The following is a 25,771-nucleotide window of genomic DNA, read 5'->3' as shown; positions in this document are numbered from 1 at the left end:
AGGCGACTGAGGCGACTGAGGCGACTGAGGCGACTGAGGCGACTGAGGCGCGCGCGCGCGCGCCTCAGTCGCGCACCTGCACGTCGAGGTAGCGCTCGGCGTCGAGCACCCACGCCTCCGGGCTGCGGCCGGCCTCGACGTGCGCCACCGCGTCGGCCGCGATCGCGGCGCAGTGGTCCAGGTTGCAGTGCAGGAAGAGCGCCTGGCGCCCGAAGGGGAGCACGCCGAGCGCGGCGGCGCGGCGCATGGCCGCGCGCCAGTCGCGCAGCCAGCCGCGCCGGTAGAGCGGGTACACGCCCGGCACGAAGCGCTGCCGGGCCTCGATCGGCGCGACGCCGGGCGGGGCGATGCCCGCGCGCACGAGCTGGTCGAGCAGCGCCTCCAGCGGCTGGCCCGCGGCGAAGTCGCGCCCGCGGCCCCAGGCGCCCTCGGGGATCTCGACGCAGAGCACCGTCTCGCCCGGGCGGCGGAGATCGGGCGCGTAGTTCTGGAGCTCGGAGACGCGGCCGAACCAGAAGCGCGGGTCGGGGCAGTAGTACGTCTCCGGCGCGCCGAGCCGCTCGCGCGGGTAGGCGAGGTAGACGAGGTAGAGGCCGCGGTGCTCGAGGCGCGCGTCGGGCACGAGGTCCACGAGGTCGCCCGCGAACAGGGCGGGCGCCGCGCCGGCGCGCGCGCTCGCGCTCGCCGCGGCGAGGTCGAAGGCGGTCCCGCACTCGGCCCTGACGCCGGACTCGGCGAGCCGCGCCTCCAGGTACGCGATGATCGACGAGATGCCGCCCGGCGGGTAGACGAACCGCGCGAGGTCCGCGGCCGCGCCGCCGCGCGCGCGGGCGAGCCCCTTGAAGAGCGCGAGGGGGCTCGTCGTGCTGATCCGCTTCTTCGCCACGGTCTGGGACAGCTCGGACGGCGGGATGCCCCAGACCTTCTCGGCGTACGGCCGGTAGAACGACGCGTACGCCGCTGCCCCGACGCGGTCGCGCACGAACCGCTCGAAGCCGACGTCCTCGCCCGCGATCGCGCGGTCGTGCTCCCAGCGGGCGAAGGCCGCGCGGCGGCCGCGCTGCGCCGCGAAGCCGAGGCTCATCGCGGCGCCGGCGCGGAGGCCGAGCGCGCGCAGGAGCGAGGGCGCGCTCGGAGGGTAGGGGACGTGGCGCCCGCCGAGCACGAGCACCCCGCGCCGCGGGCGCGTGAGGAACGGGGAGCGGGCGTGCACCTCGCGGAAGAGCGGCTGCTCCAGGGCGGCCGGGTGGAGCCGGTGCGACCCGAGATCGCACGGCAGCCCGCGGAACACCTCGGCGCCCGCGAGCCCGCCGGGGCGCGCCGCGCGCTCCAGGAGGCGCACGCGCCGGCCGGCCCGCGCGAGCAGCAGGGCGGCGTACAGGCCGGAGATGCCGGCGCCGACGACGAGGCGCTCGGGCCCCGCGGCGTCTGGGCGGAGTGACATGGTGAGCCGTCGGTCCGCGCTCAGTACATGAACCCGAGACCGAGGTTGAGCTGCGTCTGGTCGAAGCCGAGCGCGCGATCGCGCAGCTGGTAGTCGGCCTTCACCACGACGCCCTGGGTCGGGCGGTACGAGGCGCCGAGCGTGAGCTCGCGGACGTCGTACGAGGCGTTCGCCGCGTAGCCCTCGGGCACCGCGGACTGCGTGTCGTACGCCTCGAGGCGCGCGAAAGGCAGGAGCTCGTGGCCGAGGCCGAGCGGGCGGAGCACGTCGAAGGCGGCCTCGACATAGCCGCCGCGGATCCGGGCGCCGACGGGGCTCGTGGGGTCGATGAAGTTGGGCGCGCCGCTCTCGTTGAACGAGACCATGAGGGCGCGCGCCTCGGGGAGGTGCCACTCGGCGAAGAGCGCCCGCGCCTCGAGGCCGCTCCTGCGCCAGCGCGCGTCGAGCGACCAGCCGATCACCGGGATCGTGAGGTCCACCGGGGTGCCGTCGCGGAGGAAGAACTCGCCGTCGCCGTTTGGGCCTGCGTCGCTCGCGTACACCGAGGCGCCGGCGATGACGCCGAGCAGCGGCTCCGCCTCGACGCGCGCGACGAGAGCCCACGCGTTGGCGCGGGCGAGCGCGCCGTTCTGGCGCCCGCCGGCGAGCCCGCCCGCGCGGAAGCCGAGCGGATCGAGGCCGGTCATCGCGTAGGCCTCGAAGCGCAGCCAGTCGAGCGGCTGGCCGAAGGCGCCGATCGCGATCTCGCGCCACGTGGAGGGGATGACGACGGTGTCCACCTTGGGCCGGACGACGCCGTGGAACACCGGCGGCTCGTGCCACTGGTTGATGATCCCCATCGGGACGAGCACGAGGCCGGCGCGCAGGCCGAGCGCGCGGCCCGAGACGTTCCACTCGAGGTAGGCCTGCTCGAGCTCCGCGGCGCCGGGGCAGCTCGCGCAGGAGAGCGAGTGCTCCACCTCGAGCTCGACGTAGGAGCGGATGTCGCTCGTGAACTCGTGCGCCACGAAGAGCACGAGCCGGGGGATGTCGGCGACCCACGCGCGCTCGCCCTCGCGGCCCGTCGTGGTGCCGCGGACCTGCACCTCGCCGTAGCCGCCGATGGAGGTGTTGCTGGCGCTCGCCCCGGCGCTCCGGAACCGCTGCTCGGTCAGGCCGCGCGCGAGCTCGTGCTCGGGGGCCTCGCCGGCGCCCAGGCTGACGGCGGGCTCCTGCGCCTCGCGCGGCGGCTCGGCGTGCTCGGGGGGGAGATCGAGGACCGGGCCGTCGGCCGCGGGCGCAGGGGCCGCCGTGGGCTGCGCGGCCGCCGCTGGCGCGGGCGGCGCCGCCGGCTGAGGAGCTGGCGGAGGCGGATCCGCGGGCGGAGGGGCCGGCGCAGGTGGAGGCGGCACCGCGGGCGGAGGCGGCGCCGCGGGCGGAGGGGGCGCCGCGGGCTGCGGCGCCGCCGCTGGCGGGGGCGGCACCGCAGGCTGCGCGGCCGCCGGGGTGGCGGCGGCGAGGGACAGCAGCAGCGACGCGCTGAGGGCGGCGCCCGCAGAGCGAGGCCACGGGGACGAGATCGCTTTCATCGAGGGGGACCGAGCGCCCGGCGAGGCGCTCGGCAGGGCGGGAGTCTTCGCGCCCTTGAAAAGGGAGGTCAACATCGTTTTCAGCGGGAGGGCACGCCGCCCGGCGAGCGGGCGCGCCGCTTCAGCGAGCGGGCGCGCCGCTTCAGCGAGCGGGCGCGCCGCCCGGCGAGCGCGACGGCACAAGGCCGGCCGGCGGCGCAGCGGGCACCGCTTCGAGCAGGGCGAGGTCGCTCCAGAGCGCGTCGACGTAGCGGGAGCGAGGGCGCGCGAAGCGGATCGAGATCGCATAGCCCCGGCCGGCGAGCGCGTCGCGCGCCTCCCGCGAGAGCGCCTCGCTGGTGAGGAGCGCGCCGCCGGGGCCGGCCTGCTCGACGGCGCGGACGAGGCCTTCGTCGCTGCGGACGCGCACCGGCTGGCGGCCGGGCGCGCCCTCCTGGATCATCCGGTCGAGGTCGCGCGTGAGCACCGGGCGCTGCTCGGCGCCTTCGTCGCGGAGGAAGCTCACGATCGCGGCCGCCGGCGAGGGCGCCCGGTGCTGGCGCGCGAGGGAGAGCGCGTCGGTGAGCCACTCTGCCGCGAGCGCCGCGACGAGGAAGGCGGGCGCCGCGGCCAGGAGCGCGCGCAGGCGCGGCACGCGCGCCGCGGCCGCCGGGATCGCAGGCGAGAGCGACGCGGCGCCGGCGGCGAGGGCGACGACGAGGAGCGGGACGAGCGGGAGCCAGTGCCGCGGCTTGTAGGCGATGTTCTGCCCGAGGAGCGCCCAGAGGAAATAGGCGAGCGCGGAGGCCCAGAGCTCGGGCTGCTCGCGCGCGGCGCGCGCCGCGCGCTGGAGGGGCACGGCGAGGAGCGCCGCGGCGCCGAGGAGCGCGAGCAAGGGCGGCGCGCCGAGCCACCGCGCCGCGGGCGCGTCCGGCCAGGCCCCCCCGAGGCCGTTGGCCCAGAGGCCCCAGACGACGCCGTGGAGGCGATCGAGCGGCGACGAGACGGTGATCGCCGTCCCTCCCCAGCGGGTGAAGTGCCCGATCCCCTGGACCCACGTCGTCGCGACGAGCTCGCGCGGCGTCGCGATCAGCACGAGCGGCACGAGCCACGCGAGCACGCCGGTCGCGAGGTCGCGGCCGCGCGCGAGCCACGCGAGGCGGCCGCCCTCGCCGCGGGCGATGACCGCGAGGCAGGCGAGCGCGAACGGGAAGTACGAGAGCCGGACGCCTAGCCCGACGCCGAGCAGCACGAGCGCGCACGTGCGCGTGCGCGCGACGCGCGTCTCGGGCGACGCCGCTCCGGGCGGCGCTGGGGAGTCGGCTCCGGCCGCGGGGTGGAGGCGCCGAGCGCGCGCGCAGAGCCAGAGCGCCGCGGTGGTCACGGCGGTGCCGGCCATGTCGCTGAGGAGCTTCTCGGACGACAGCCACAGGAACGGCGACGCGAGCGCGAGGACCCCGGCGAACACGGCGGCGCGCCGCCCGGCGACGGCGTGCGCGAGCAGGGCGGTGAAGGCGACGGTGGCCGCGCCCGACGCGGCGCTGACGAGGGCGAGCGCCTCGCGCGGCGCCGCGCCGAGCAGCGCGAGCGCCTTCGCCGCGGCGATGAACACGGGGTAGTAGGGCGCGTGCGGGCGGAGCTCGCTCACGTCGAAGCGCTCGACGCCGAGCGCGAACCGGAGCGCGTCGATGTCCTCGTCGTGATCGACGCGGAACAGCAGGCGGGAGGCGAGCGCGGCGGCGGCCAGCGCGGCGAGCGCGAGGACGTCGCGCCGCTCCCCCCTCACGACCCCGAGCCGGAACCCGATCCGGGCGCGTGCGTCGGCGCGCCGCAGTCCGGCTGCTCCGCGCCGGTGCCCGCGTCGACGATCGCGCCCGAGCCGGATCCCGAGCCGGGCAGCGGCGCCGCGGGGGTGTCGCACTGATCGAACAGCTCCTCGCCCGCGTAGTCGAGGCACGCGGTCGCGAGCGAGACGAACACGAACGTGATGCCCGTCACCACGAAGGCGGTGCGGAGCGATGCCCAGGAGCCCAAGCCGGCCACGCAAGCACCGTGCCGCTGACGCAAATGACTGTCAAGCGCGCGTGTCGCGCGCGCGGCGTCGGCGTCGCGGCGCGTGGCTTCGCGCGTTTTTTGCTTTTCCTGGCGCGCCGCGCGTAGGGTCGCGCGCATGGAGTGGCTCGAGTCGATGCACCGCATCCGCGCGCTCAAGCTGGAGCTCGCGCGGATGGATCCGCGGCGGGGGATGCCGATCGCGCCCCCGGCGGGAGCGTCCGAGGCAGCGATCGCCGGCGTCGAGCGTCGCCTCGGGATGCCGCTGCCGCGGAGCTACCGGGAGCTGCTCTCGCGGCACGACGGCTGGCCGCAGCTGTTCGAGGGAGCGAGCTTGCTCGGCGTGCGCGCGCTCGCGCGCGGCTCGTACATGGATGTCGGGCGGATGGTGCTCGAGCACTGCGAGGGCGAGGGGACGCGCGGCGCTGGCGAGCGCGATCTCGCGCCGGCGACGGTGCGCCGCCGCCACGGCGCGCGGAGCGCCCTCGTGCCGTTCGGCATCGACGCGGCGGCCGAGACCGTCTTCGCCTGGGATCCGGAGGCGACGGGGCCTGACGGCGAGCTCGAGGTCATCCTCTGGACGAACGACGTCGGGCTGCGCCTCTCGGGCTTCCCCGAGCTGCTCGACATGGTGAAGGACATGCTCGCCGCGGAGCTCGACGACCGCCGCCAGCGGGCCGCCGCGCAGCTCGATCTGACGCCGCGCCTGCGCGCCGCGGTCGCGCCGAGGAGCCGCCCGCGCGCGGTGGCGGTGCCGCTCACGCCTGCGCCTCGCTCGCTCGCGAGGAGCGCGCTCACGGGCTGAGCAGCCGGTTGTTTCCGCGCGTGGCGTGGGACGTGATGTACTAGGCGGAGCATGACGGAAGCCCACCAGCAGCAGCGCTACCGGGTCGTCGAGCGCCTCGCTTCGGGCGGCATGGCCGAGGTCTTCCTCGCGGAGAGCGCGGGGATCGAGGGGTTCAAGAAGCAGGTCGCGATCAAGCGCGTGCTCCCGCACCTCAGCGAGAAGAAGCGCTTCATCGCCATGTTCCTCGACGAGGCGCGGCTGTCTGCGCACCTCTCCCACTCGAACGTCGCGCAGGTGTTCGACATCGGCGTCGGCGACAACGCGTACTTCATCGTGATGGAGTACGTGGACGGCGCCGACCTGAAGGCAGTCCTCGAGTCGATGCGCAAGGCGGGCCGGACCCTCCCTGTCGAATCCGCCGTGTTCATCACGGCGAAGCTCTGCGAGGGGCTCACGTACGCCCACGAGCTCAAGGCGGCCGACGGGCACCCGCTCAAGATCGTGCACCGGGACATGTCGCCCCCGAACGTGCTCATCACCAAGTACGGTGAGGTGAAGATCGTCGACTTCGGCCTCGCCAAGGCGACGAGCCAGCTCGAGAAGAGCGAGGCGGGCATCATCAAGGGCAAGTTCAGCTACCTCTCGCCCGAGGCCGCCCAGGGCTTGGAGGTCGATCACCGCACCGACATCTTCGCCGTCGGCGCCATCCTCTGGGAGATGCTCGCCGGGAAGCGGCTCTTCCTCGGCGACACCGACTACCAGACCGTCAAGCTCGTGCAGCAGGCGCAGATCCCGCCGCTCTCCGAGATCCACAAGGGGGTCCCCCCCGAGCTCGATCGCCTCATCGCCCGCTCGCTGGCGCGCGAGCCGGGCGATCGCTACAGCTCGGCGCGCGAGTTCGGCCGGGATCTCACGACCTTCCTGTACAGGTTCGGCCGGCCGGTCAGCGCCTACGACATCGCCGAGCACGTCCGCAGCGCCATGGCGCTCCGCAGGCGCGCTCCCGCGTCGGAGAAGGCGTCGTTCATCGACAGGCTCATCGAGGAGACCCTGCTCGAGTTCACGTCGCTCCCGGACGACAAGGCGGCGCCGAGCACCGCTCGGCTGAACGAGCCGCTCAAGATCTCCGCCTTCGAGGACATCGGCAAGTGGGCCGACGAGATCAAGGTCTCGGCGCCTGGGGAGGACCTCATGCGGCGGTCCCTCGCCGCGGTGTCGGTCGAGGCGGGCAACCTGGCGGCGCTCGAGGAGCCGGAGCTGATCGCTCCCCCCGCGACGTTGCCGGCCGCTCCGCCGCGCGCGCCGTCCACGACTGCAGAGCCGCCGCGCGCGCCGTTCGCGCCCGCCGTGCCGCGCGCGCCGTTCCAGGCCGCGGAGCCGCCGCGCGCGCCGTTCCCGGCCGCGGAGCCGCCGCACGCGCCGTTCGCGCCCGCGGAGCCGCCGCTCGGGCCGGTCGAGAGGAGGGCCGAGCCGACCCTGGCTTCCCCGCAGCACGCGCCCGCGCCGCAGCGCCCTGCGCCGCCCCCGCCCGCGGCGGCGCCGCTCGCCGTGGCCCCGCCGCGCGACCTGGACCTGGAGCCGGCGCCTGCGTTCCGGTCAGGCGGCGGCGCCGTGAAGGCGGTGCTGCTCGTCGCCGCGCTGGCGGTCCTCGCCGCGGGCGCGTGGCTCGGCGGCCTGATCCCGCACTGACCCCCGCCGACCCGGCGACAGCCGGGCGGCCTCCGAGGCGCCCGCTCGACGGCCGCGCTGCACGCACTGCAGGCGCGGCCGGCGTCGTCGCGCGCCCGGCGCCCTACGCGTTCCCCTCCGCCTCGTCGTCGTCGTCGTCGTCCTGCTCCTCGAGCTGCCGCTCGAGCTTCTCGATCTCCTCGTCCTCGTCGTCGGCCGTGGAAGGCGCGGCGCGCCCTTCCTGGAGCGCCTTCTGGCGGGCCTTTTCGGCGGCGGCGCGGGCCTGGGCGACCTTCTGGAGGATGGCGGGCTTGGGCGCCATCATCAGCGTCATCGTGCGCTGCTCCATCATCGGGCGCACCTCGACGTTCGCGATCTCCTCGCAGTGCTGGACGATCCAGTCGAGCTGCTCCTGCGCCTTCTCCGGGTGCGTGATCTCGCGGCCGCGGAAGCGCACGGTGAACTTCACCTTGTGACCTGCGCCGAGGAACCGGTGCGCAGCCCTGGTCTTGAACTCGAGATCGTGGTCATCCGTCTTGGGACGGAGCTTGATCTCCTTGATCTCCACCACACTCTGCTTGCGCTTCGCCTCGCGGGCCTTCTTCTTCTCGTCGTACTTGTACTTGCCGAAGTCGAGGATCTTGCAGACCGGAGGATCCGCCTTCGGGTTGACCTCGACGAGGTCGAGCCCCTTCTCCTGTGCCCGGCGCAGCGCCTCGTGGGTCTGCATGATGCCGAGCATCTCGCCATCATCGCCGATGACGCGGATCTCCGGGACGCGGATGCGCTGGTTGATGCGGATCTGCGGCCCCCGCTGGGCCTGCCGAGGGTCGAAGCGTCTCATCGCCATGTGATATTTCGCTGCCTCCTTGTGTTCTGTGATTCTGAAAGCGACGGACCGCCGCTGCGCGACCGATCCCGGTCGCGGCGACCATCACGGTGCCAATGTCGCCCGACTCCGCGCCGCAGGCAACGGCAGCAAGCACGACAGCCGCTGCGTCGAACGGGCGCGCCGGAGCCCGGGACCACCGGGCTCGACAGGGGGGCGGGGAAGGGGCCTGCCGGCGAGAGGATCCGGCCGGAACGGCAGGTCACGAAGTCGATTCGCGCACAGCGAGGCGAGGGGGCTTCGCCTCTGCGGCGAGCCGGTCGGCGAACTCCTCGAGCGGCATCGCCCCGAGGTCCTTGTTCAGATCGCGCGACCGGGGGGCGACCTTGCGGCCCTCGGCCTCCTTGTCGCCGACCACGACCACGTACGGGACGCGCGTCAGCCGCGCGGCCCGGATCTTGGCGCCGAGCTTGTCGGAGCTGAGGTCGGCCCTCGCCCGGAGCCCGCGGCTCCGGAGGTGAGCGACGACCTCCTGCGCGTAGGCGGCCTGCTTCTCGCTGACCGTGACGACGACCGCCTGCTCCGGGGCGAGCCAGGACGGGAACGCGCCCCCGATGTGCTCGAGGTACACCGAGAAGAACCGCTCGAGCGAGCCGAGGATCGCCCGGTGCAGCATCACGGGGCGGTGGGCGCCGCCGTCGGCGCCGGTGTACTCGAGCTCGAAGCGGTCGGGCAGCGCGTAGTCCACCTGGATGGTGCCGAGCTGCCAGCTCCGGCGCAGCGCGTCCTCGACGTGGAACTCGAGCTTCGGGCCGTAGAACGCGCCCTCCTCGGGCGCGATCTCGAAGGGGAGGCTGGCCTGCTTCAGCGCGTCCGCGAGCGCCCCCTCCGCGGCGTCCCATTGCGCGTCGGTGCCGATGCGCTTCTTGGGCCGGGTCGCGAGCTTGATGTCGATCTTGGCGAAGCGGAACGCCGCGTACACCTCCAGCAGGAGGCGCAGGAACGCCTGGATCTCGCCCTGCATCTGCTCCGGGGCGCAGAAGATGTGGGCGTCGTCCTGGCAGAAGCTCCGCACCCGGGCGAGCCCGTGGACGACGCCGCCGCGCTCGTACCGGTGGAGCCGCCCGAAATCGGCGAGCCGCCACGGCAGCTCGCGGTAGCTGCGCCGCCGCTGCCCGAAGATGAGGCAATGGCTCGGGCAGTTCATCGGCTTCTGCGCGAGCCGCTCGAGCTCCGCGAGCTGCTCCAGGACCGCGGCGTCGCGCTTCTTGTCCGCTTCCTTGTAGACCGCCGCGTCCGCCTCGCCGGGGGAGACGCCGAGCCGGAGCGCGAGCCGCGCCGCGTCGAGGTGCTCCGCCGTGACGGGCAGGTACATGTTCTCGCGGTAGTTCGGCAGGTGACCGCTCGTGTCGAACAGCCGCTTGTCGAAGATCTGCGGGGTGATGACCTCCTCGTAGCCGTAGTCGACGTAGAGGTCGCGCATGTACTGGACGAGCGCGTTGTAGACCTGAGCGCCGCGCGGCAGGAGGAACGGCATCGCCGGCGCGTACTCGTGGAACATGAAGAGCTCGAGCTCTTTCCCGAGCTTCCGGTGGTCGCGCTCCTTGGCCTCGGCGAGGAGCTTCAGGTGCTCGTCGAGCGCCGCCTGGCTCGGGAACGCCGTGCCGTAGATGCGCTGGAGCATCGGGTTGCGCTCGTCGCCGCGCCAGTACGCGCCCGCCACGCTGACCAGCTTGAGGGCCTGGAGCACCGAGGCGTCCGGCACGTGCGGGCCCTCGCAGAGGTCGACCCACTCGCGCTCGCCGTCGCTGTGGCGGTACAGCGAGACGTCCTCGCCCGGCGGGATCGCGTCGATGAGCTCGCGCTTGTACGTCTCGCCCATCTGCGCGAAGAGCTCGTGCGCCGCCTCGCGGTTCACCACGTCGCGCCGGAACGGGCGGCCCGCGGCGATGATCTCGCGCATCTTCGCCTCGATCTTGGCGAGATCCTCGTCCGTGAAGGGGCCGGTCGGCTTGTCGAAGTCGTAATAGAACCCCGCGTCGATGGCGGGGCCGATCGTGACCTTCGTGCCCGGGAAGAGGCGCTGCACGGCGTCGGCCATGATGTGCGCCGTCGAGTGCCGGATGATGCGAAGGCCGTCCGGATCGCTCGTTCGCACCGGCTCGATGCGGGTCGAGCCGTCGCGCTGGAAGGGCGTGTGAAGATCGAGGAGGCGCCCGTTGACGCGGGCGCCGATGACAGTGCGGTCCTTGGCGATGTCGTCGGCGAGAGCCTCGCGCACCGTGGTGCGGGCCGCCGAGGCGGCCTGGGCTGTCTGATCGAGGGCCATGAAACCTCGCAGGCTAGGTCTCCTGCTGATTTGTAGGCGCGGCCGGTTTCGAACCGGCGACCCCTACCGTGTCAAGGTAGTGCTCTACCACTGAGCTACGCGCCTATGTCCCGCTCGCTCGGCGCGGGGGCCGACGAAACGGAGAGCGCCTCCTAGCAAGGGGGTAAGAGTCCGTCAAGCGATTCGTTCTTCGCGATCGCTTTTCACCGCGAGTCACCGCGAGATCGGGCGCCCGTGACCGGAACTCGCGATCGCGCCGGTGCGGCCTGACAGGCGGCGACGCCAGACGGCGCCCGGCGCAGGGTCGCTCCCCGACGGACGTCACGCGCCGCCCATCGCGCGCCACGCCAGGCGAGCGCGCTGCGCCGCGCCGCCACGGCGGTCCACTTCTCCAACGTACGTCTTACGTCCAGAAACGGGCGCCTCGATCGCTGCGTCGCTTCAGGCCGGTCGCTGCGCGGATCCGATCGCGCTCGCGCTTGACCTCGCGTGCGGCTCGGGCGACGAACGGCTGGATGGCAGGACCTGACGGTCTGGGCTCACCGCCGGATCCGGCGGCGGTGATCGCGTATGTCGAGGTGGCCGCGGGGTGCGCGCTCTTCGCGGCCCACGCGGCGGTGCCGGGCGATCTGCCGATCGAGCGCGCCGCGAGCGCCGTCGACGCCATCCGCGGCGCCGCGGCGCGCGCGCGCGCCGGGCAACGGGCGAGCGTCGTGCTGGGCGCCCACGAGCTCGTCGGGGCCCTCGCCGCGCTGGGCGAGGCGGCCGCGGTGCGGACGCCGGTCACCGTGCACGTCATCGAGCGGCGCGGCGGGCTCGCCGTGGGGCGCGACGAGCTCGCGCCGGCCCTCGACATCGGCGCGGGGGTGCTCGTGACCTGGAGCAACCAGGAGGCGGCCGACATGGCGCTCGTGGCGCGGCGCGCCGCCGAGGACAGCGAGACGCCGTTCCTGCACCTCGTCGACGCGCTGCCGTCGGACGTGGCCGCCCTCGGCGGGGCGCGCGATCTCGCCGCGCGCTTCCTCGGCTCGGAGCGGACCCCGCCGACCTTCACCGACATATCGCCCGGCGAGAGCGACGGCGACGGGGGCCCGCGCCCGCAGGGCCGCGGCGTGGTCCGCAAGCGGGCCGAGCGGAGCTTCTGCGCGCGCGTGCCGTTCGCGCTCACCAGCGCGATGCGGGAGCTCTGCGAGCTGACCGGGCGGTCGCTCGGCGCGATCGAGCGCGTCGACACCGCCGACGCGGAGGAGATCATGGTCGTCATGGGCTGCGCCTTCCCTGCAGCCCGCGAGGTCGTGCGCAGCCTGCGAGCGCAGGGCCGGCGCGTCGGTCTCGTCGGCGTGCGCGCGCTCCGCCCCTTCTTCGGCGCGGAGGTGGTGAAGACGCTCGGGCGGGCCAAGGCCATCGTGGTGCTCGAGCCGCTCGACGTGCCCCTCGCCCCGTGCGGGCCCCTCGCCGCCGGGGTGAAGGCCGCGTTCGCGGACGCGCTCACGTGGGCCCCGGGCTTCCCGGCGGTCGGGCGCATCCCGCCGATCATCTCGGCGACGTTCGCGACCATCGACGGCACCATCACCGAGCGCGACGTGCGCCTGTCGCTCGCGGAGATCGCGAGCGGCGAGCGGGCCCGCCGGCACATGGTGTTCGGCAGCGACGGCTGACGCCGCGTCGAGCGGGCGCGCGTGGCAAGGCCGCGCGGCAGGGGGGGCACGCGCGGAAAAGCCAGCAAGGCTGGAGTTCCGAGGGGGTGAGGGTGAGGCTGCCCGCCTAGCTCCTTGCGCGACCCTTGGATCCTGGGTATGGAGGCGAGCCCCGGGGGGTTGGGAGAGGCCCGCAATTTGCGGGCGAGCCCCGTCGGGGCCCGGAGACACGCGTCACCTTGGCAAGCTCAAACTGGTATCAGCCGAACGCCGCCCCCGGGCGCGCGGGCAACGCGCCCGCGGCGCCGGTCGAAGGTCAATCATCGCCGCCGGCCTCGGGGCAGGAGGCGCAGCCCGCGCCGTTCGGCGGGATGGGCTTCTCGTTCCTCATCCTGGCGCTGCCGCTGCTGCTCATCTTCGTGATGACGCGGAGCCAGACCAAGAAGCAAAAGCAGCTCGAGTCGAACCTCAAGGTGGGCGACCGGGTCTTCACCCAGGCCGGGATCCTCGGCAAGATCACCGACATCAACCCGAACTCACCCAGGGTCAAGCTGGAGATCGCCCCCGGCGTGAACGTGCAGATCCTGAAGAGCGCGATCCAGGGCCCCGACCCGGGCGAGGTCGCAGCGGCAGACGACAAGGCGAAGGACAAGAAGTCGTAGGCGGGCGCTCGGCCCCAGAGGAAGCTCTTTACCGCCCCCCGCGGCGCCACATCCCATGCTCCTAAACATCTTTCAGTACGGGTTCGCCGGCGTCGCCGGCCTGTGCCTCCTCGGCGCGTGGCTCAGCCGCTCGCGGCGCAGCGTCTTCGCCTGGGCCGCGCTCTCGGCCGGCGCCGCCGCGATCGCGGCCCACTACCACGTGTTCTGGGCGCTCGCGACGTTCGGGCTGATGGTGCCGTGGGCGCTGCTGTGCGCCGGGCCGTGGATCGACTTCGCGTGGCGGGCGAAGACGGGCTTCGTGCTGTTTCTGGCGCTCGGCTCGGCGCTCTGCATCTACCCGACGTACCACGACGAGCGGTACGGCCGCTCCGACCAGTCGGGCCTGTCGTCCGAGGAGCTGTCGGAGCAGGAGACCCAGGCGCGGCGGGGCGAGCTCGGTTTCAGCCGCTTCCTGACGTCGAACATCCCGTTCCGCCTGGTGCGCGGGCTCGACCTCAAGGGCGGCCTCCGCCTGGTCTACACGGTCGACGTCGACGAGGCGATCAGCGACAAGCGCGACCGGTACTACGACGACCTGCGCGCGGCGCTCGCGACGTCGTTCGGGTTCCACCAGGGCGACAAGCCGCCGACGATCGACGAGATGCAGAAGCTGCAGACGAAGCTCCGCATCGAGAAGTCGCGCGAGCAGACCGACACGATCGTCGTCACCTTCAACGACCCGGCGGACTCCGAGAAGATCAACGACGAGTTCCTCGCGAAGTTCCTGCACGAGATGCAGCTCCAGCGCTCGGCGGACCGCAAGGTCGCGCGGTTCCGGATCCGCGATGACGTCTCGAGCGGCATCCGCGAGCGGGCGGTGTCGCAGGCCAAGGAGACGGTGCTCCGCCGCGTCGACGGCCTCGGCCTCAAGGAGGCGAGCGTCTCGACGCGCGACGAGGACGTCATCATCGAGGTCCCCGGCGACGACGACCGCGCCTTCAACACGATCCGCGAGATCATCAGCCAGACGGCGCGGCTCGAGTTCAAGATGGTCGACGACGACCACGACTTCTTCGAGCCGATCGCCAAGAGCGCCAAGGAGGAGGACCTCCCGAAGGGGCTGACGTTCTCGATCGAGAACGCGCCCGTCGGCCCCGGGAAGACCAAGCCGGTCCACTTCGCCCGGATGGTGCGCGCGGAGCACGAGGAGACGCGCGACACCCTGAAGCGGCTGCGCGAGTGGGTCGGGACGCTCCAGGTCCCGCCCGACAACGAGGTCGGCTACGGCAAGCTGTTCGAGTACAACGAGGAGAAGGACGCCATCGAGGAGATCGGCTGGCGGACGTACTTCCTCTTCAGCAAGGCCGAGATCACGGGCGACATGGTGCGCGACGCGCAGGCGCTCCCCGACCAGAGCGACGGCGGCCTCGGCGGCTGGTACGTGTCGATGGAGTTCACCCCGACCGGCGCCAGCCGGTTCGAGGACATCACGGGCAGGAACATCAAGCGCCGGTTCGCGATCATCCTCGACGAGAAGGTCGAGAGCGCGCCGGTCATCCAGACGAAGATCGGCGGCGGCCGCGCGCAGATCACGATGGGCTCGCAGAACCCTGACCAGCAGCTCCAGGACGCGCGCAAGCTCGAGCTGGTGCTCCGGTCGGGCGCGCTGCCGGCCCCGATCTCCCCGTCGAACGAGCAGCGCATCGGCCCGTCGCTCGGCAAGGACGCGATCCAGCAGAGCATGAAGGGCGCGATCGCGAGCGGGGTGCTCGTGGTCGTGTTCATGGTGGTGATCTACAGCCGCGCCGGGCTCATCGCGGACGTCGCCGTCATCTTCAACCTCATCCTGCAGATCGCCGTGCTCGCGATGTTCGGCGCGTCGATGACGCTGCCCGGCATCGCCGGCCTCGTGCTCACCATGGGCATCGCGGTCGACGCCAACGTGCTGATCAACGAGCGCATCCGGGAGGAGCTCCGGAGCGGGAAGAGCCCGCGCGCGGCTGTCGACGTGGGCTACGACAAGGCGTTCAGCGCCATCCTCGACGGCCACGTGACGACGCTGATCTCGGGGCTCATCCTCGCGCAGTACGGCACGGGCCCCATCAAGGGCTTCGCGATCACGCTGATCGTCGGGATCGCCATCAGCCTGTTCACAGGGGTCGTGTGTACCCGCCTGATGTTCGACTGGGCGGTCCGCGGCCGGAAGATCAAGACGCTCTCGCTCGGCTGAGGTAGACGCGGACGCGGGGCTCCGCGTTCTGAGGGAGGCCGCGAGCGCGGATCTCCGGCATTCTGAAGGAGACCGCGGGTGCGGAGCTCCGAGAGTGGGACACGACGATGGAACTCATCAAACCTGGCCGCCAGTTCGACTTCATGAGCAAGCGCTGGCTCTTCATCGGGCTCAGCGGGGTGCTGCTCATCCTGTCGATCATCTCGTTCATCGTGCCGGGGCCGAAGCTCGGGACGGATTTCAAGGGAGGCACCGAGATCGAGGTGGCCTTCAAGAGCGCGGTCTCCAGCGCCGAGGTCCGCGAGGCCGTCACCAATTCGGGCTTCGACTCGCCGGACATCGTGTCCGTTGCGGACCAGGCCAACCCGAACCGCTACCTCATCCGGGTGCACGAGGTCTCCGCGCTCTCCGAGCAGCAGAAGGCGACGGTGCGCGATCACCTGTGCCTGCCGCCCGAGAACGTCCCCGTCCCCGAGGACCGCTGCCCGCCGGCGGTGCGCGCGACCGAGGTCAAGTTCAGCCCCGGCGGCGACAAGATCTCCACCCGCTACGACGCCCCGCCTGACCTGGAGGGGATCAAGAAGCAGATCGAGGGCATCGAGGGCGTCGACCTCCGGCCCGGCGGGAACAATCCGGTGATCGTCAGCGAGCGCGACCACAAGGTCGAGCTCCACCTGAAGTCCAAGGGCGACCAGCTGATGGACGGCCTCCGGCAGCACCTCGGCGCGGACAAGGTGCCGGAGCAGGCGCTGCGGGTCGAGTGGATCGGGCCCAAGGCCGGCGCGCAGCTGCGCGACGCCGCCATCAAGAGCATCCTCATCACGATCTTCTTCATCATGGCGTACATCGCGTTCCGGTTCGACATCCGGTTCGCGCCGGGCGGCATCCTCGCGCTCGTCCACGACGTCGGCATCGCGCTCGGCGCCATGGTGATCACGCAGCGCGAGATCACCCTCTCCACCGTCGCCGCGCTGCTCACGATCGTCGGCTACTCGATCACGGACACGGTCGTCGTCTACGACCGCATCCGCGAGAACCTGGCGAAGCACCGCGACATGAGCTTCGCCGCGGTCATCAACTTCTCGCTCTCCGAGATGCTCGGCCGAACGATCCTCGTGTCCGCGACGACGCTGCTGTCGCTCATCATGTTCCTCTTCTACGGGACGGGTGTCCTCCGGGACTTCGCGTTCACGCTCGTCGTCGGCATCGTCGTCGGCACGTACTCCTCCATCTACGTCGCCGCGCCGCTCACCGAGTGGATCGACCGCCGGTTCTTCGGCTCGGGCTCCGCCAAGCGCAAGAAGGTCAGCCGCGTGCGCGCGCAGAAGCGCGCCGACGCGGTCGTCTGATCGACGCGACGCAGCCGCGGTCGCTCGCGTGACCGCCGCGGCCGCGGTCGCTCGTGTGATCGACGCGCCGCGGCCGCGGTCGCTCGTGGGGCCCGAGGCCCAGCCCGTAGACACCCCCGCCACGCCGGTGTACCCGCTCCTGCGATGACGAGCACGGCCACCGAGGCCTGGAAGGAGCTCGCCGAGCGCGAGGCGCCGCCCGCCGCCTCGCACCCGGGGCGAGGCGGCGCGGGCGCGCCCTGCGCCGAGCGCATCGCGGATCCAGGCGAGGCGTCGCCCGATGCGCTCGCGATGGCCCGCGAGCTGGGGCTGTCGATCACGGTCGCAGACATCCTGCACCGGGCCGGCCGGGCTCCGGACGAGGCGACCCGGCGCTTCCTCGACCCGCGGCTCTCGCACCTCACCTCGCCCGACGCCATGGCCGACCGCGAGGCGAGCGCCGAGCGGATCGCGCGCGCCGTGCGCGCCGGCGAGCGGATCGCCGTCTTCGGCGACTACGACTGCGACGGGATCACCGCGACCGCGATCATGACCGGCGCGCTGCGCGCCCTCTCCGGCCAGGTGGTGCCGCTCCTCGCGACGCGCGCCGAGGGCAGCTACGGCCTCTCGTCGCCCGCGCTCGAGCGCGTGCTGCGCGCCTGCCCCACGCTGCTCATCACGTGCGACTGCGGCTCCAGCGACCACGAGCGGCTCGCCGCCGCGCGCGCGGCCGGCGTCGACTGCGTCGTCATCGACCACCACCTCGTGCCGGCCGATCCGCTCCCCGCGATCGCGTTCCTGAACCCACACCGCGCCGACTGCGGCTTCCCGTACAAGGGGCTCGCTTCCTGCGGGCTCGCCCTCTCGCTCCTGGCCGCCGTGCGCAAGAAGCTCGGCTCGTCGCTCGACCTGCGCCCCTACCTCGACCTCGTGGCCATCGGCACGGTCGCCGACGTCGCGCCGCTCACCGGCGACAACCGCGCGCTCGTCCGCGCCGGCCTCGGCGTGCTCCAGACCGGGCCTCGGCCCGGGCTGCGCGCGCTCGCGGCGCTCGCGAACCTCGACCTCGGGCGCGGCGCGTCGGCCGAGGACGTGGCCTTCCGGATCGCGCCGCGCCTCAACGCGCCGGGCCGGCTCGGGGATCCCGACGTCTCGCTGGAGCTCCTGCTCGCGCAGGACGGCGTGACCGCCTCCGCGCTCGCCGCGACGGTCGAGCAGGCGCAGATGAAGCGGCGCGCCATCCAGGACGAGATGCTCGCTTCCGCGCTCGCCGAGATCGAGCGCGCCGGCTTCGACCGGGATCCGGCGATCGTCATCGCGCGGCAGGGCTTTCACCCTGGCGTGGTCGGCATCGTCGCGGGCCGGATCACGTCGCGTTACGGCAAGCCGACGATCGTCATCGCCCTCGAGGGCGCCAAGGGGCGCGGCTCGGTGCGCGGCCCGGCTGGCGCGCGGCTCCACGACGCGCTCTCCCTCTGCCGCGCCGAGCTCGTCGGCTTCGGCGGCCACCAGGCGGCGGCCGGCGTCGAGGTGCGCGCCGACCGCGTCGAGGCGCTCCGGGCGGCGTGGTGCGACGCCTTCCGCGAGCAGGACCTCCCGGCGGCCGCGGCGCTCGCGGTGGCCCACGTCCGGCTCGACGATCGCGACGATCCGGCGGCCGTGGCGCGCGACCTCGAGCGCCTCGAGCCGTGCGGCGAGGGGAACCGCGCGGCCCACGTCCTCTTGCCGGGCGCGGCCGTGCGCTCGGCGAGGAACCTGAAGGGTCACCTCAAGCTGGAGCTCACCTTCGCCCGGCGGGAGATCTCGTGCTTCGGGTTCGAGCTGGGCGAGCTCGCGCCCCGGTTCGCCGGCGGGCGCGTCGACGTGGTGGGCCGCCTCCGGCGCGACGCGTGGCGCGGCGGGGACGCGGTCGAGATCCGGATCGAGCACATCGCGGCGACCGACTGAGCGTTCGCGGCGGGCCCGCGCGGCGTGCTAGCGTTCGCGCGTGGCTGAGCCGCTGATCCGGTTCTCGCATGTGCGCAAGGCCTTCGGGCCGAAGGTCATCTACCGCGACCTGAACCTCGACGTGTACCCGGGCGAGACGCTCACGGTCATGGGCGGCTCGGGTGTCGGCAAGAGCGTCATGCTCAAGCTGCTCATCCGACTGCTCGACGCTGACGCTGGAACTATCCAGTTTCACGGCGAGGAGATCACGCACCTGAGCGAGGCGCGCATCGCGGGGGTGCGCCAGCGCATCGCCATGCTCTTCCAGGGCGGCGCCCTGTTCGACTCGACCTCGGTCGGCGAGAACGTCGCCTACGGCCTGCACGAGCACTACCGCAAGGAGATGACCGAGGCGCAGATCGCCGAGCGGGTGAACTGGGCGCTGTCGCTCGTCGGTCTGCCCGGGATCGAGCAGATGCGCCCGGGAGACCTCTCCGGCGGCATGAAGAAGCGCGTCGGCCTCGCCCGCGCCATCGCGGTGCAGCCCGAGGTGCTGCTCTATGACGAGCCGACGACCGGCCTCGATCCGATCAACACCGAGCGGATCAACCACCTCATCAAGGGGCTCAAGCAGGCCCTCAACGTCACGAGCATCGTGGTGACGCACGACATGAAGAGCGCGTTCTCGATCTCGGATCGGATGGCGATGATCTACCGCGGCGAGGTCATCGCCTGGGGCACGCCGGACGAGTTCCGGGCCTCGCGAGATCCTCGTGTCGCCGATTTCATTACCGGGACCGCCCCGGTGAACGAAGACGTCCAGACGCTTCTCGGCGCGTGACGATCCCCCCGAGATAGCGCAAGATGCCCTTCCGCATGGGCAGAGCGCGCGATCTGAAGGTCGGACTCTTTGTGCTGGCGGGGCTTGTACTTTCCGCCGTAGTCATTTTCCTGATAGGCGACGAGCGGCGGCTCTTCGACTCCTCCGTCGAGTTCGCGACGAACTTCGCCGACGTGCAGGGGCTCAAGCCGGGCGCGCCCATCCGCATGGGGGGCATCGACATCGGTCATGTCGCCGAGGTCGGCTACGGCCCTGACCCGAAGGACACGAAGATCTACGTGAAGCTCGAGATCGTCGAGAGCGAGGCGAGCCGGATCCGGACCGACAGCAAGGCCCAGATCGCGAACAAGGGCCTGCTCGGCGACAAGATGCTGGAGATCACGAAGGGGCAGAGCGCGGAGTCGGTCCCGCCGGGGGGATACATCCCGGGCGAGGTGCCGACCGACGTGATGGGGAAGGTCACCGGCATGGCCGAGAAGGCCGAGGCGACGCTCGACAACATCCAGAAGGTCACGGAGAGCATCGCCGACGAGAAGCTGCACAAGGATCTCCGCGAGACGGTCGCCTCGACGAACACGCTGATGAAGCAGGTGACGGAGGGGGAGGGCTATCCGCACCGCTTCCTGACCGACCCGGAGGAGGCCGAGCGCATCTCGCGCACCCTGGCGAGCCTCGACCGCGTGAGCACGGAGCTCGCGGGCACGCTGCGCGAGGTGAGGGGGGTCGTCTCGCGCGTCAAGGAGGGCCCGGGGTTCGCGCACGACGTCATCTACGGCGACGGCCCGCAGAAGCAGATCCAGCAGTTCGGGAACGCCGCGGATGAGGTCGCCATGACGCTGCGCGGGATCCGCGAGAGCGACAGCCTCGCGCACGACGCGCTCTACGGCGGCGACGGCGACGGCGCCGAGGCGCTCGCCAACGTGACGGCGATGACGGGCGACCTGCGGGCCATCGTGCACGACATGAGGGCGGGCAAGGGGACGCTCGGCGGGCTCCTCGTCGATCCGTCGATCTACGAGGACATGAAGAGCGTCCTCGGCAACGTGCAGCGCAACGACGTGCTCCGCGCGCTCGTGCGCTACTCGATCAAGCAGGACGAGCAGAAGCCCGCGGTCCAGGTCGGCGGCACGACGCCGTCCACGTCTCCCTAGAGCACAGAGAGCACAGCGGGCCGCGCCGAGCGCCGCCCTCTGCCGGAGCTGCGTGACGCCTGACGACGCCTGACGACGGAGGCGCACGGCAGCGGCAGCAAGGGCCGGCGCGGCACAACGCACATCCGCGCCGTGCGCGCAACTGCGGCGCGCGAGCGCCTTGCGTTATCCCGGGCCCCCCTTTATTCCTCATTGTCTCGATGCCGAGGAAGCTCGCTGACCGTCTGTCGGCCGTCGCGCCCAGTGCAACGCTCGCCATGGCGGCCAGGGCTGCGCGTCTGCGCGCCGAGGGGCACAGGGTCTACTCCTTCAGCGTGGGCGAGCCCGACTTCGACACGCCCGAGCATATCCGCAGCGCGGCGAAGGCGGCGCTCGACGCGGGCGCCACCCATTACACGGCCGTGTCGGGGACTCCCGAGCTGAAGTCGGCGATCTGCGCCGCCACGGAGCAGCACCGCGGCTGGCGGCCGCTGCCGAGCCAGGTGACCGTGAGCTGCGGCGCGAAGCACGCGCTGTTCAACCTCGCCGCCGCGCTCTTCGAGCCGGGGGACGAGGTCCTCATCCCGGCGCCCTACTGGGTGAGCTACCCGGAGCAGGTGCGCCTGGTCGGCGCCACGCCCGTCATCGTCGGGACCACCGAGGAGACGGGGTTCCGCCTCACGGCGGAGGCGCTCCAGGCCGCGCTGTCGCCCCGGGTGAAGGCGGTCCTCCTGTGCACGCCCTCGAACCCGACCGGCTCGGCGTACGCGGAGGAGCACCTGCTCGCGCTGGTCGGCGCGCTGCGGCGCCACGACTGCTGGATCATCGTGGACGAGATCTACGCCGATCTCACCTACGACGGGTTCCGGCACGTGTCGCTCCCCGCGCTCGCGGAGGACCTCGCGCCGCGCGTCATCGTGGTCGACGGGGTCAGCAAGACGTTCGCGATGACGGGATGGCGCATCGGCTGGAGCATCGCGCCCACCGAGGTCGCGCGGGCGCTCGACGTGATCCAGGGCCAGAGCACCACGAACGCGGCGGCCGTCTCCCAGGCCGCCGCCGTCGCCGCCCTGAACGGGCCGCGCGATGCGGTCTTCGCGATGCGCGCCGCCTTCGCCCGGCGGCGCTCGCTCATGGTCGAGGGCCTCAATGCGATCCCGGGGGTGCGTTGCCGGATGCCGGAGGGCGCCTTCTACGCCTTCGCCGATGTGCGCGGGCTCTGCGGGCGCTCGTTCCAGGGCAAGGAGCTCGCCGGCGACGAGGACGTGGCGACGTGGATGCTGGAGCAGGCGCACGTGGCCTCGGTGGCCGGCACGCCCTTCGGAGCGCCGGGCTACCTCCGGTTCTCGTATGCCTGCGACGAGGACCACATCGAGGCAGGCCTCGCCGCGCTCCGGCGCGCCGTCGCGACGCTGGACTGACGGAGCGCGCCGACAGCCCCGCCCTGGCTCGGTCGCGTGCTCGCGAGTCGCCAGGATGGGGCTGCTTGTCTGGGTCCACGGCTCTGGCGGCCGGCGCACGAGGATCCGGGTCGCGCCACGGCCGGCGCCGCGCCGGACCCGCCTCCGGGCGCTGCGAGCGCCTGGGTTGCCCGGGCATTTCGAATAAGTTCGGCTCGGCAGCGAGTTGTTCTTGTCGAACGCCGATGTCTGGGTTAAAAGCGCCACGTCTTTCCGAAACGGCCGGGTGACAACCGGCTGGAATCGGGCGCATAACTCAGCGGTAGAGTGCGTCCTTCACACGGACGAAGTCGCAGGTTCAAGTCCTGCTGCGCCCACCCCGATTCGCCCCCCTGACGAGCTGATCCGATGCATCGAGTCGCCCGCGCGACCGTGCCGGTGCCTCCAGGCGACTGCGAGTCGAGACGATGCGGCGAGTCGCCTGCGCGGCCGTGCCGGTGCGCGCCGGGGACACAGCGCCGGCGTTGCTCGCGTGGCGAACCGCTCCTGGCCTGGCAGCTCGGCTCCCGAGCCGCGCGAGGCGCGCCAGCGGTGATGTGGGCTCGCGCCGGGGCGAGGCGCGTCAGGGCGCGGCGCTCGACGCGGGCGGGGCTGCTGCCGCCTTCTCGTTCTTGCGCTTCTCGATGACGCTGGCCGCCGCGCGCAGCTCCTTGGTGACGGGGCCGCACTTGAGGCAGCGACGGAACCGCCCGCAGCGCTGCGGGGTGAGCAGGGACTTGATGTAGTGCAGCGAGCGGACATCTCCCTCTTCGCGCGCCCTGGCGATCAGCGCCTTGGTGGGGCACTCCGTGGTCCGGCGCAGGTCGTCGGCGATCAGCAGCGCGGGCGTCGCGAGCTGCCGCACGCTGCTCTCGAGCAGCAGCCTGCTCGCGTTGTCCCTGATCCAGTCGCCGAACTTCGGCGCGGTCACCACCTCGTAGAGCAGATCGGGACCGCGGCTTCCCATGTGCTTGGCCATCACATCGAGCGCCGTGAGGGCGACCTCCGGGACGCCGTTGGCGGTCCTCAGGAGGAACTGCCTGAGCTCGTCGTTCCCGGCCTCCTCGGGAGCGAGCTCGAACAGCCGCTTCGTCGTGAGCAGCGCGGCAGCCACCGCCTTCTCGCGCGCCTGCGCGAGCGCGAGCGCCCTGAGGACCGCAGGGTCCTCCGGATACCGCTGCGCGAGCGCGCCCAGCGCAGCGCTGCCCGCGGCCTGGGCGCTCTCGAGCTCCGCAGGCTGAGCCCGGGCCGGCTCTGTCTTGGCAGGGACGTCGGGCTCCGCGGGCGCGGTCGTGGGCTCGGGGGCCGGCGCCCTGGCGCGATCGCCGCTGCCGCCGCTGCTCATCGTCGTGGGCGCTGCGGGCCTCCGCGTCATGCTGGCGCCCCGCTCGAGCGCGGTCACCGCCGCCGGGTCGCGGAGGGCGACCGCGCCGCAGACGAGGCCCATCGCGGCCAGCAAGCCCAGCGCGGCCAGTGATGCAGCCGCCTTCGGGCGGTTCAGCCCTGACTCATCGACCTGACTTCCCGAGCCGCTCATGGCAGCTGCCTCTCCCGCGGTGGACCCACGGCCTGGTCATCAACCGTAGGGATCGTCCGACTTGGGCGGCTTGGGCGCCGCCGGCCTCGGCCTCGGCTTGGGCGCCGCCGGCGCCGCCGTGGCCTTCGGCGCTGCCGGCTCCGCCGTGGCCGCGGGCTCCGCCGTGGCCGCAGGGGCCGCGGGCTCCGCCGTCGCCGTGGGCGCCGCGGGCTCCGCCGTGGCCTTGGGCTCCGCGACGGGCGCGGTGGCGCTGGCCGTGGGCGCCGCGGTGGCGCCCGTCGCCGTGGGCGCCGCCGTCGCAGGCGGCGCGGTATCCGTCGCCGCCGGCGCGGTCGGCGTCGGCTCAGGCTTCTCCTGCGGAACCGTGGGCACCGCCGCGGGCTGCTCCGGCGTGGTCGGCGCGACCGGCGCGGGCGCGGCCGGCTTGGGGTCGCTCTGCCCGAAGACGAGCCAGAGCGCGCCGCAAAGCGCCGCCGCGACCAGCAGGATGGTGAGCAGCCGCCCGGTGCCGCTGCTCTCCTCCTCCTGCGCGAGCGGCGCCTTGCCGGCGGTCGCGGCCTTGGCGGCGACCGCCTTCTCTTCTTTCGGCTTGGCGGCTGCCGCCGGCTTCGCCTTGGGCTGCTCCTCGACCGCCTTCGCTTCCTGGCGCGCAGGCCTGGCGGGCAGCTCCTCGGCCGGTGTCCTGTCCGCTGCCTCCGCCGGGCGCCTGGTCGCGGCGGCCCTGGCCGGCTTCGCCTCGGCGGCGGGCACATCGTCCCGCGCTTCGCGCTCGTTCGCCAGCTGCGCGACCGCGACGACCGGCATGGCCGCCGGCTCGGCCAGCGGCTTCACCCGCTCCTCCACCGGCGCCGGCTCGGGCTCGGCCTTCTTCGGCGGGGTGGCGATGAGCGGCTCCTTGGACGCGCCGATCTCCTCCAGCGATCCGCCGGCCTCCGCGAGCGCCTGCTTCAGCAGCTCGGCCGCCTGCTTCATCATCGTCCGCTCGTCGGGCGGCGGCATCTCCTTTTCGGGGTTCGTCTGCGGGAAGAAGCTGCCTGCCTCCACGAGGTCGGTCTTCTTCATCGCGTCGCCCTTGCCCGCGTCGCCCTTCGCCCCGATCGCGCCGAGCCCGAGCATCGTCGATGCCCGCTTCACCTGCGCGGCCTTGGAGCCCGCGGGCTCCGCCTGCGGCGCGCTCGCGGCCGCGGCAGCGGGGGCGGGGGCGGGGGCGGGGGCGGGGGCGGCTTCGTGGACCTCATCGCCAAGATCGCTGCGGTCGGTGATGCCGGCCTCGAAGGCCGACCCGGCGCCCGCCTGCGCGTCGACCAGCCGGGTGATCACGGCCTTGGACTTCTCATCGATCTTGATGAACTTCACGCCCATGCCGGACGGATGCGCGTCGCTCGCCTGCGCGGGCTCGCGCTTCCACACGACGCGGCCGACGCCGGCGATGACGGCCTGCTCGTCCTGCAGCCGGATCTCGAACTTGAGCAGCGTGCCAGCGGGGAAGGGCGACGGCGTCTTGATGAAGATGCCGCCACGGCTCACGTCATGCGAGTGGTGCTCGATGAACTCGTCGACCGTGGCGCTCTTGTAGCGCACGGTCATTTGCAGCACTCTCGCTCGCGGATCTTTGCGTGTGTCCTGGGCCATCAGGGTAGAACTCCGGTCTACTTCGCGACTCGCTCCTGCGGATGTGGTCCGCATGTTACCCAAGGTTCGCCGCGAAGCCCAAAGGCTAACACGTGACGGTCGCTTTACCGAACGCGGCCATGGGCTCCACCGGGCGAGCACGCTGTTCGTCTTCGTGCGTCCGCGCGCAGCGCGTGCTCGCGCCCGCGCCCCTGCGCAGCGGGGCTCGGCGATACGAGCTTCCGCGCTCGCCTCTCGTGATATGTTCGCGCCGACTGGAGAATGCGCCGGGATGGCTGTCCGGGACCACTTTCGCGTTCACGCGAGGCGACGCGTCGATCTTGGGGCGACGCTGCGCGATCGACAGTCGAGCGAGGAGCACGGGGTACGTATCCGCGACTTGGGTCTGGGCGGCGCCGGCATCGAGCTGTCCGAGGCCCAGCTCGCGTCGGAGCTGCTGGATCCCGAGGCGCCCGTGACGCTTGAGGTCGCCACCCCGAACCTGTGGGATCCGCTGAGCCTCCGCGGCCGGATCGCCTGGATCCGCCGCGGGGCGGCGGGTAGGCCGGCGCGCGCGGGCGTCCGGTTCGAGCACCACGACGCTGGCGCGCTCTACGCCCTCTACCAGTTGCTCGGCACCGAACGCTTCGAACTCTAGCGCGAGACGCGCCCGCTTCGGATACGGGCCCATCTCGGCGTTTTCGGTGCTCGGCGTACGTGAGTACGCCTCCGCGCCGAAAACGCCGAGCTGGACCCGTCTCCTGTGCGGGCGCGCCTCGCGCTGTCGTCAGACAG

The 25,771-nt window shown here is 72.7% G+C and carries 19 protein-coding genes and 2 tRNA genes; 12 read left to right on the top strand and 9 right to left on the bottom strand.

The annotated features are described in order from the left end of the window. Nucleotides 1-64: 64 nt before the first annotated feature. The 4 genes from WME85_RS27845 to WME85_RS27830 form a co-directional block, all read right to left on the bottom strand. Nucleotides 65-1,444, bottom strand: a complete 1,380-nt coding sequence (locus WME85_RS27845) for a protoporphyrinogen/coproporphyrinogen oxidase (protein WP_437825416.1) — start codon at nt 1,442-1,444, stop codon at nt 65-67. 20 nt (nt 1,445-1,464) lie between these two features. Then, complete coding sequence (locus tag WME85_RS27840) at nt 1,465-3,012, bottom strand: hypothetical protein (RefSeq protein ID WP_437825414.1); 1,548 nt, start codon at nt 3,010-3,012, stop codon at nt 1,465-1,467. Nucleotides 3,013-3,154: 142 nt separating this feature from the next. Then, a complete protein-coding gene (locus tag WME85_RS27835; protein WP_437825412.1) occupies nt 3,155-4,777 on the bottom strand; it encodes a hypothetical protein in 1,623 nt (540 codons plus the stop codon). Further along, nucleotides 4,774-5,034, bottom strand: coding sequence for a hypothetical protein (locus WME85_RS27830; RefSeq protein WP_437302058.1), 261 nt, complete (start codon nt 5,032-5,034; stop codon nt 4,774-4,776). The genes WME85_RS27835 and WME85_RS27830 overlap by 4 nt, the downstream gene beginning before the upstream one ends. A 127-nt stretch (nt 5,035-5,161) precedes the next feature. Here WME85_RS27830 and WME85_RS27825 point away from each other — a divergent pair, with 127 nt between their 5' ends. Then, nucleotides 5,162-5,848: an SMI1/KNR4 family protein gene (locus WME85_RS27825; protein WP_437825410.1), complete on the top strand. Its 687-nt coding sequence runs from the start codon at nt 5,162-5,164 to the stop codon at nt 5,846-5,848. 51 nt (nt 5,849-5,899) lie between these two features. Further along, complete coding sequence (locus WME85_RS27820; protein WP_437825408.1) at nt 5,900-7,519, top strand: serine/threonine protein kinase; 1,620 nt, start codon at nt 5,900-5,902, stop codon at nt 7,517-7,519. A 103-nt stretch (nt 7,520-7,622) separates the two neighbouring features. On the opposite strand, the gene infC is transcribed toward WME85_RS27820, so the two are convergent. The 3 genes from infC to WME85_RS27805 all read right to left on the bottom strand — a co-directional run bounded on the left by infC (nt 7,623) and on the right by WME85_RS27805 (nt 10,761). Next, the gene (gene infC / locus WME85_RS27815) at nt 7,623-8,348 is read right to left on the bottom strand and encodes a translation initiation factor IF-3 (RefSeq protein WP_437825405.1); all 726 of its coding nucleotides are present in this window, start codon (nt 8,346-8,348) and stop codon (nt 7,623-7,625) included. Between the two features lie 241 nt (nt 8,349-8,589). After that, a complete protein-coding gene (thrS, locus tag WME85_RS27810; RefSeq protein ID WP_437825403.1) occupies nt 8,590-10,656 on the bottom strand; it encodes a threonine--tRNA ligase in 2,067 nt (688 codons plus the stop codon). A gap of 33 nt (nt 10,657-10,689) precedes the next feature. Continuing rightward, a tRNA-Val gene (locus WME85_RS27805) sits at nt 10,690-10,761 on the bottom strand. 410 nt (nt 10,762-11,171) lie between these two features. On the opposite strand from WME85_RS27805, the gene WME85_RS27800 reads away from it, so the two are divergent. The 9 genes from WME85_RS27800 to WME85_RS27760 all read left to right on the top strand — a co-directional run bounded on the left by WME85_RS27800 (nt 11,172) and on the right by WME85_RS27760 (nt 22,166). After that, complete coding sequence (locus WME85_RS27800; protein WP_437825401.1) at nt 11,172-12,314, top strand: transketolase; 1,143 nt, start codon at nt 11,172-11,174, stop codon at nt 12,312-12,314. Nucleotides 12,315-12,532: 218 nt separating this feature from the next. Further along, nucleotides 12,533-12,955 carry a preprotein translocase subunit YajC gene (gene yajC / locus WME85_RS27795; protein WP_437825400.1) on the top strand — a complete coding sequence of 141 codons (423 nt, stop codon included), beginning with the start codon at nt 12,533-12,535 and terminating at the stop codon, nt 12,953-12,955. 55 nt (nt 12,956-13,010) lie between these two features. Next, entirely contained in the window at nt 13,011-15,164 is a 2,154-nt protein-coding gene (gene secD / locus WME85_RS27790) for a protein translocase subunit SecD (RefSeq protein WP_437825398.1), read from the top strand. A gap of 107 nt (nt 15,165-15,271) precedes the next feature. Beyond that, nucleotides 15,272-16,513, top strand: coding sequence for a protein translocase subunit SecF (gene secF / locus WME85_RS27785; protein ID WP_437825396.1), 1,242 nt, complete (start codon nt 15,272-15,274; stop codon nt 16,511-16,513). A gap of 144 nt (nt 16,514-16,657) precedes the next feature. Beyond that, nucleotides 16,658-18,439 carry a single-stranded-DNA-specific exonuclease RecJ gene (recJ, locus tag WME85_RS27780; protein ID WP_437825394.1) on the top strand — a complete coding sequence of 594 codons (1,782 nt, stop codon included), beginning with the start codon at nt 16,658-16,660 and terminating at the stop codon, nt 18,437-18,439. A 40-nt stretch (nt 18,440-18,479) separates the two neighbouring features. Further along, complete coding sequence (locus WME85_RS27775; protein ID WP_437825392.1) at nt 18,480-19,259, top strand: ABC transporter ATP-binding protein; 780 nt, start codon at nt 18,480-18,482, stop codon at nt 19,257-19,259. 35 nt (nt 19,260-19,294) lie between these two features. After that, complete coding sequence (locus tag WME85_RS27770) at nt 19,295-20,410, top strand: MlaD family protein (protein WP_437825390.1); 1,116 nt, start codon at nt 19,295-19,297, stop codon at nt 20,408-20,410. Between the two features lie 257 nt (nt 20,411-20,667). Continuing rightward, nucleotides 20,668-21,810, top strand: a complete 1,143-nt coding sequence (locus WME85_RS27765; protein ID WP_437825388.1) for a pyridoxal phosphate-dependent aminotransferase — start codon at nt 20,668-20,670, stop codon at nt 21,808-21,810. A gap of 284 nt (nt 21,811-22,094) precedes the next feature. After that, nucleotides 22,095-22,166: transfer RNA gene (locus WME85_RS27760), tRNA-Val, on the top strand. A gap of 245 nt (nt 22,167-22,411) precedes the next feature. On the opposite strand, the gene WME85_RS27755 is transcribed toward WME85_RS27760, so the two are convergent. Together WME85_RS27755 and WME85_RS27750 are read right to left on the bottom strand one after the other, a co-directional pair. Next, nucleotides 22,412-23,365, bottom strand: coding sequence for a hypothetical protein (locus tag WME85_RS27755; protein WP_437825386.1), 954 nt, complete (start codon nt 23,363-23,365; stop codon nt 22,412-22,414). 39 nt (nt 23,366-23,404) lie between these two features. Continuing rightward, nucleotides 23,405-24,997: a TIGR02266 family protein gene (locus tag WME85_RS27750; RefSeq protein ID WP_437825384.1), complete on the bottom strand. Its 1,593-nt coding sequence runs from the start codon at nt 24,995-24,997 to the stop codon at nt 23,405-23,407. 271 nt (nt 24,998-25,268) lie between these two features. Here WME85_RS27750 and WME85_RS27745 point away from each other — a divergent pair, with 271 nt between their 5' ends. Then, the gene (locus tag WME85_RS27745; protein WP_437825382.1) at nt 25,269-25,634 is read left to right on the top strand and encodes a PilZ domain-containing protein; all 366 of its coding nucleotides are present in this window, start codon (nt 25,269-25,271) and stop codon (nt 25,632-25,634) included. Nucleotides 25,635-25,771: the final 137 nt, after the last annotated feature.

Origin of the sequence: Sorangium sp. So ce1153, from assembly GCF_051521595.1 — a bacterium.
Taxonomy (GTDB): Bacteria; Myxococcota_A; Polyangia; order Polyangiales; family Polyangiaceae; genus Sorangium.
The sequence above is the reverse complement of the archived record's forward strand: the minus strand, read 5'-3'. Positions and strand labels throughout refer to the sequence as shown.

Bases quoted from the DNA above. Each gene is read 5' to 3' on its own strand.
- WME85_RS27800 (WP_437825401.1), top strand. From the start codon at position 11,172: ATGGCAGGACCTGACGGTCTGGGCTCACCGCCGGATCCGGCGGCGGTG.
- thrS (WP_437825403.1), bottom strand. From the start codon at position 10,656: ATGGCCCTCGATCAGACAGCCCAGGCCGCCTCGGCGGCCCGCACCACG.
- WME85_RS27840 (WP_437825414.1), bottom strand. From the start codon at position 3,012: ATGAAAGCGATCTCGTCCCCGTGGCCTCGCTCTGCGGGCGCCGCCCTC.
- WME85_RS27820 (WP_437825408.1), top strand. From the start codon at position 5,900: ATGACGGAAGCCCACCAGCAGCAGCGCTACCGGGTCGTCGAGCGCCTC.
- secD (WP_437825398.1), top strand. From the start codon at position 13,011: ATGCTCCTAAACATCTTTCAGTACGGGTTCGCCGGCGTCGCCGGCCTG.
- secF (WP_437825396.1), top strand. From the start codon at position 15,272: ATGGAACTCATCAAACCTGGCCGCCAGTTCGACTTCATGAGCAAGCGC.
- WME85_RS27750 (WP_437825384.1), bottom strand. From the start codon at position 24,997: ATGGCCCAGGACACACGCAAAGATCCGCGAGCGAGAGTGCTGCAAATG.
- WME85_RS27745 (WP_437825382.1), top strand. From the start codon at position 25,269: ATGGCTGTCCGGGACCACTTTCGCGTTCACGCGAGGCGACGCGTCGAT.
- WME85_RS27755 (WP_437825386.1), bottom strand. From the start codon at position 23,365: ATGAGCGGCTCGGGAAGTCAGGTCGATGAGTCAGGGCTGAACCGCCCG.
- WME85_RS27770 (WP_437825390.1), top strand. From the start codon at position 19,295: ATGGGCAGAGCGCGCGATCTGAAGGTCGGACTCTTTGTGCTGGCGGGG.
- recJ (WP_437825394.1), top strand. From the start codon at position 16,658: ATGACGAGCACGGCCACCGAGGCCTGGAAGGAGCTCGCCGAGCGCGAG.
- WME85_RS27845 (WP_437825416.1), bottom strand. From the start codon at position 1,444: ATGTCACTCCGCCCAGACGCCGCGGGGCCCGAGCGCCTCGTCGTCGGC.
- infC (WP_437825405.1), bottom strand. From the start codon at position 8,348: ATGGCGATGAGACGCTTCGACCCTCGGCAGGCCCAGCGGGGGCCGCAG.
- WME85_RS27765 (WP_437825388.1), top strand. From the start codon at position 20,668: ATGGCGGCCAGGGCTGCGCGTCTGCGCGCCGAGGGGCACAGGGTCTAC.
- WME85_RS27825 (WP_437825410.1), top strand. From the start codon at position 5,162: ATGGAGTGGCTCGAGTCGATGCACCGCATCCGCGCGCTCAAGCTGGAG.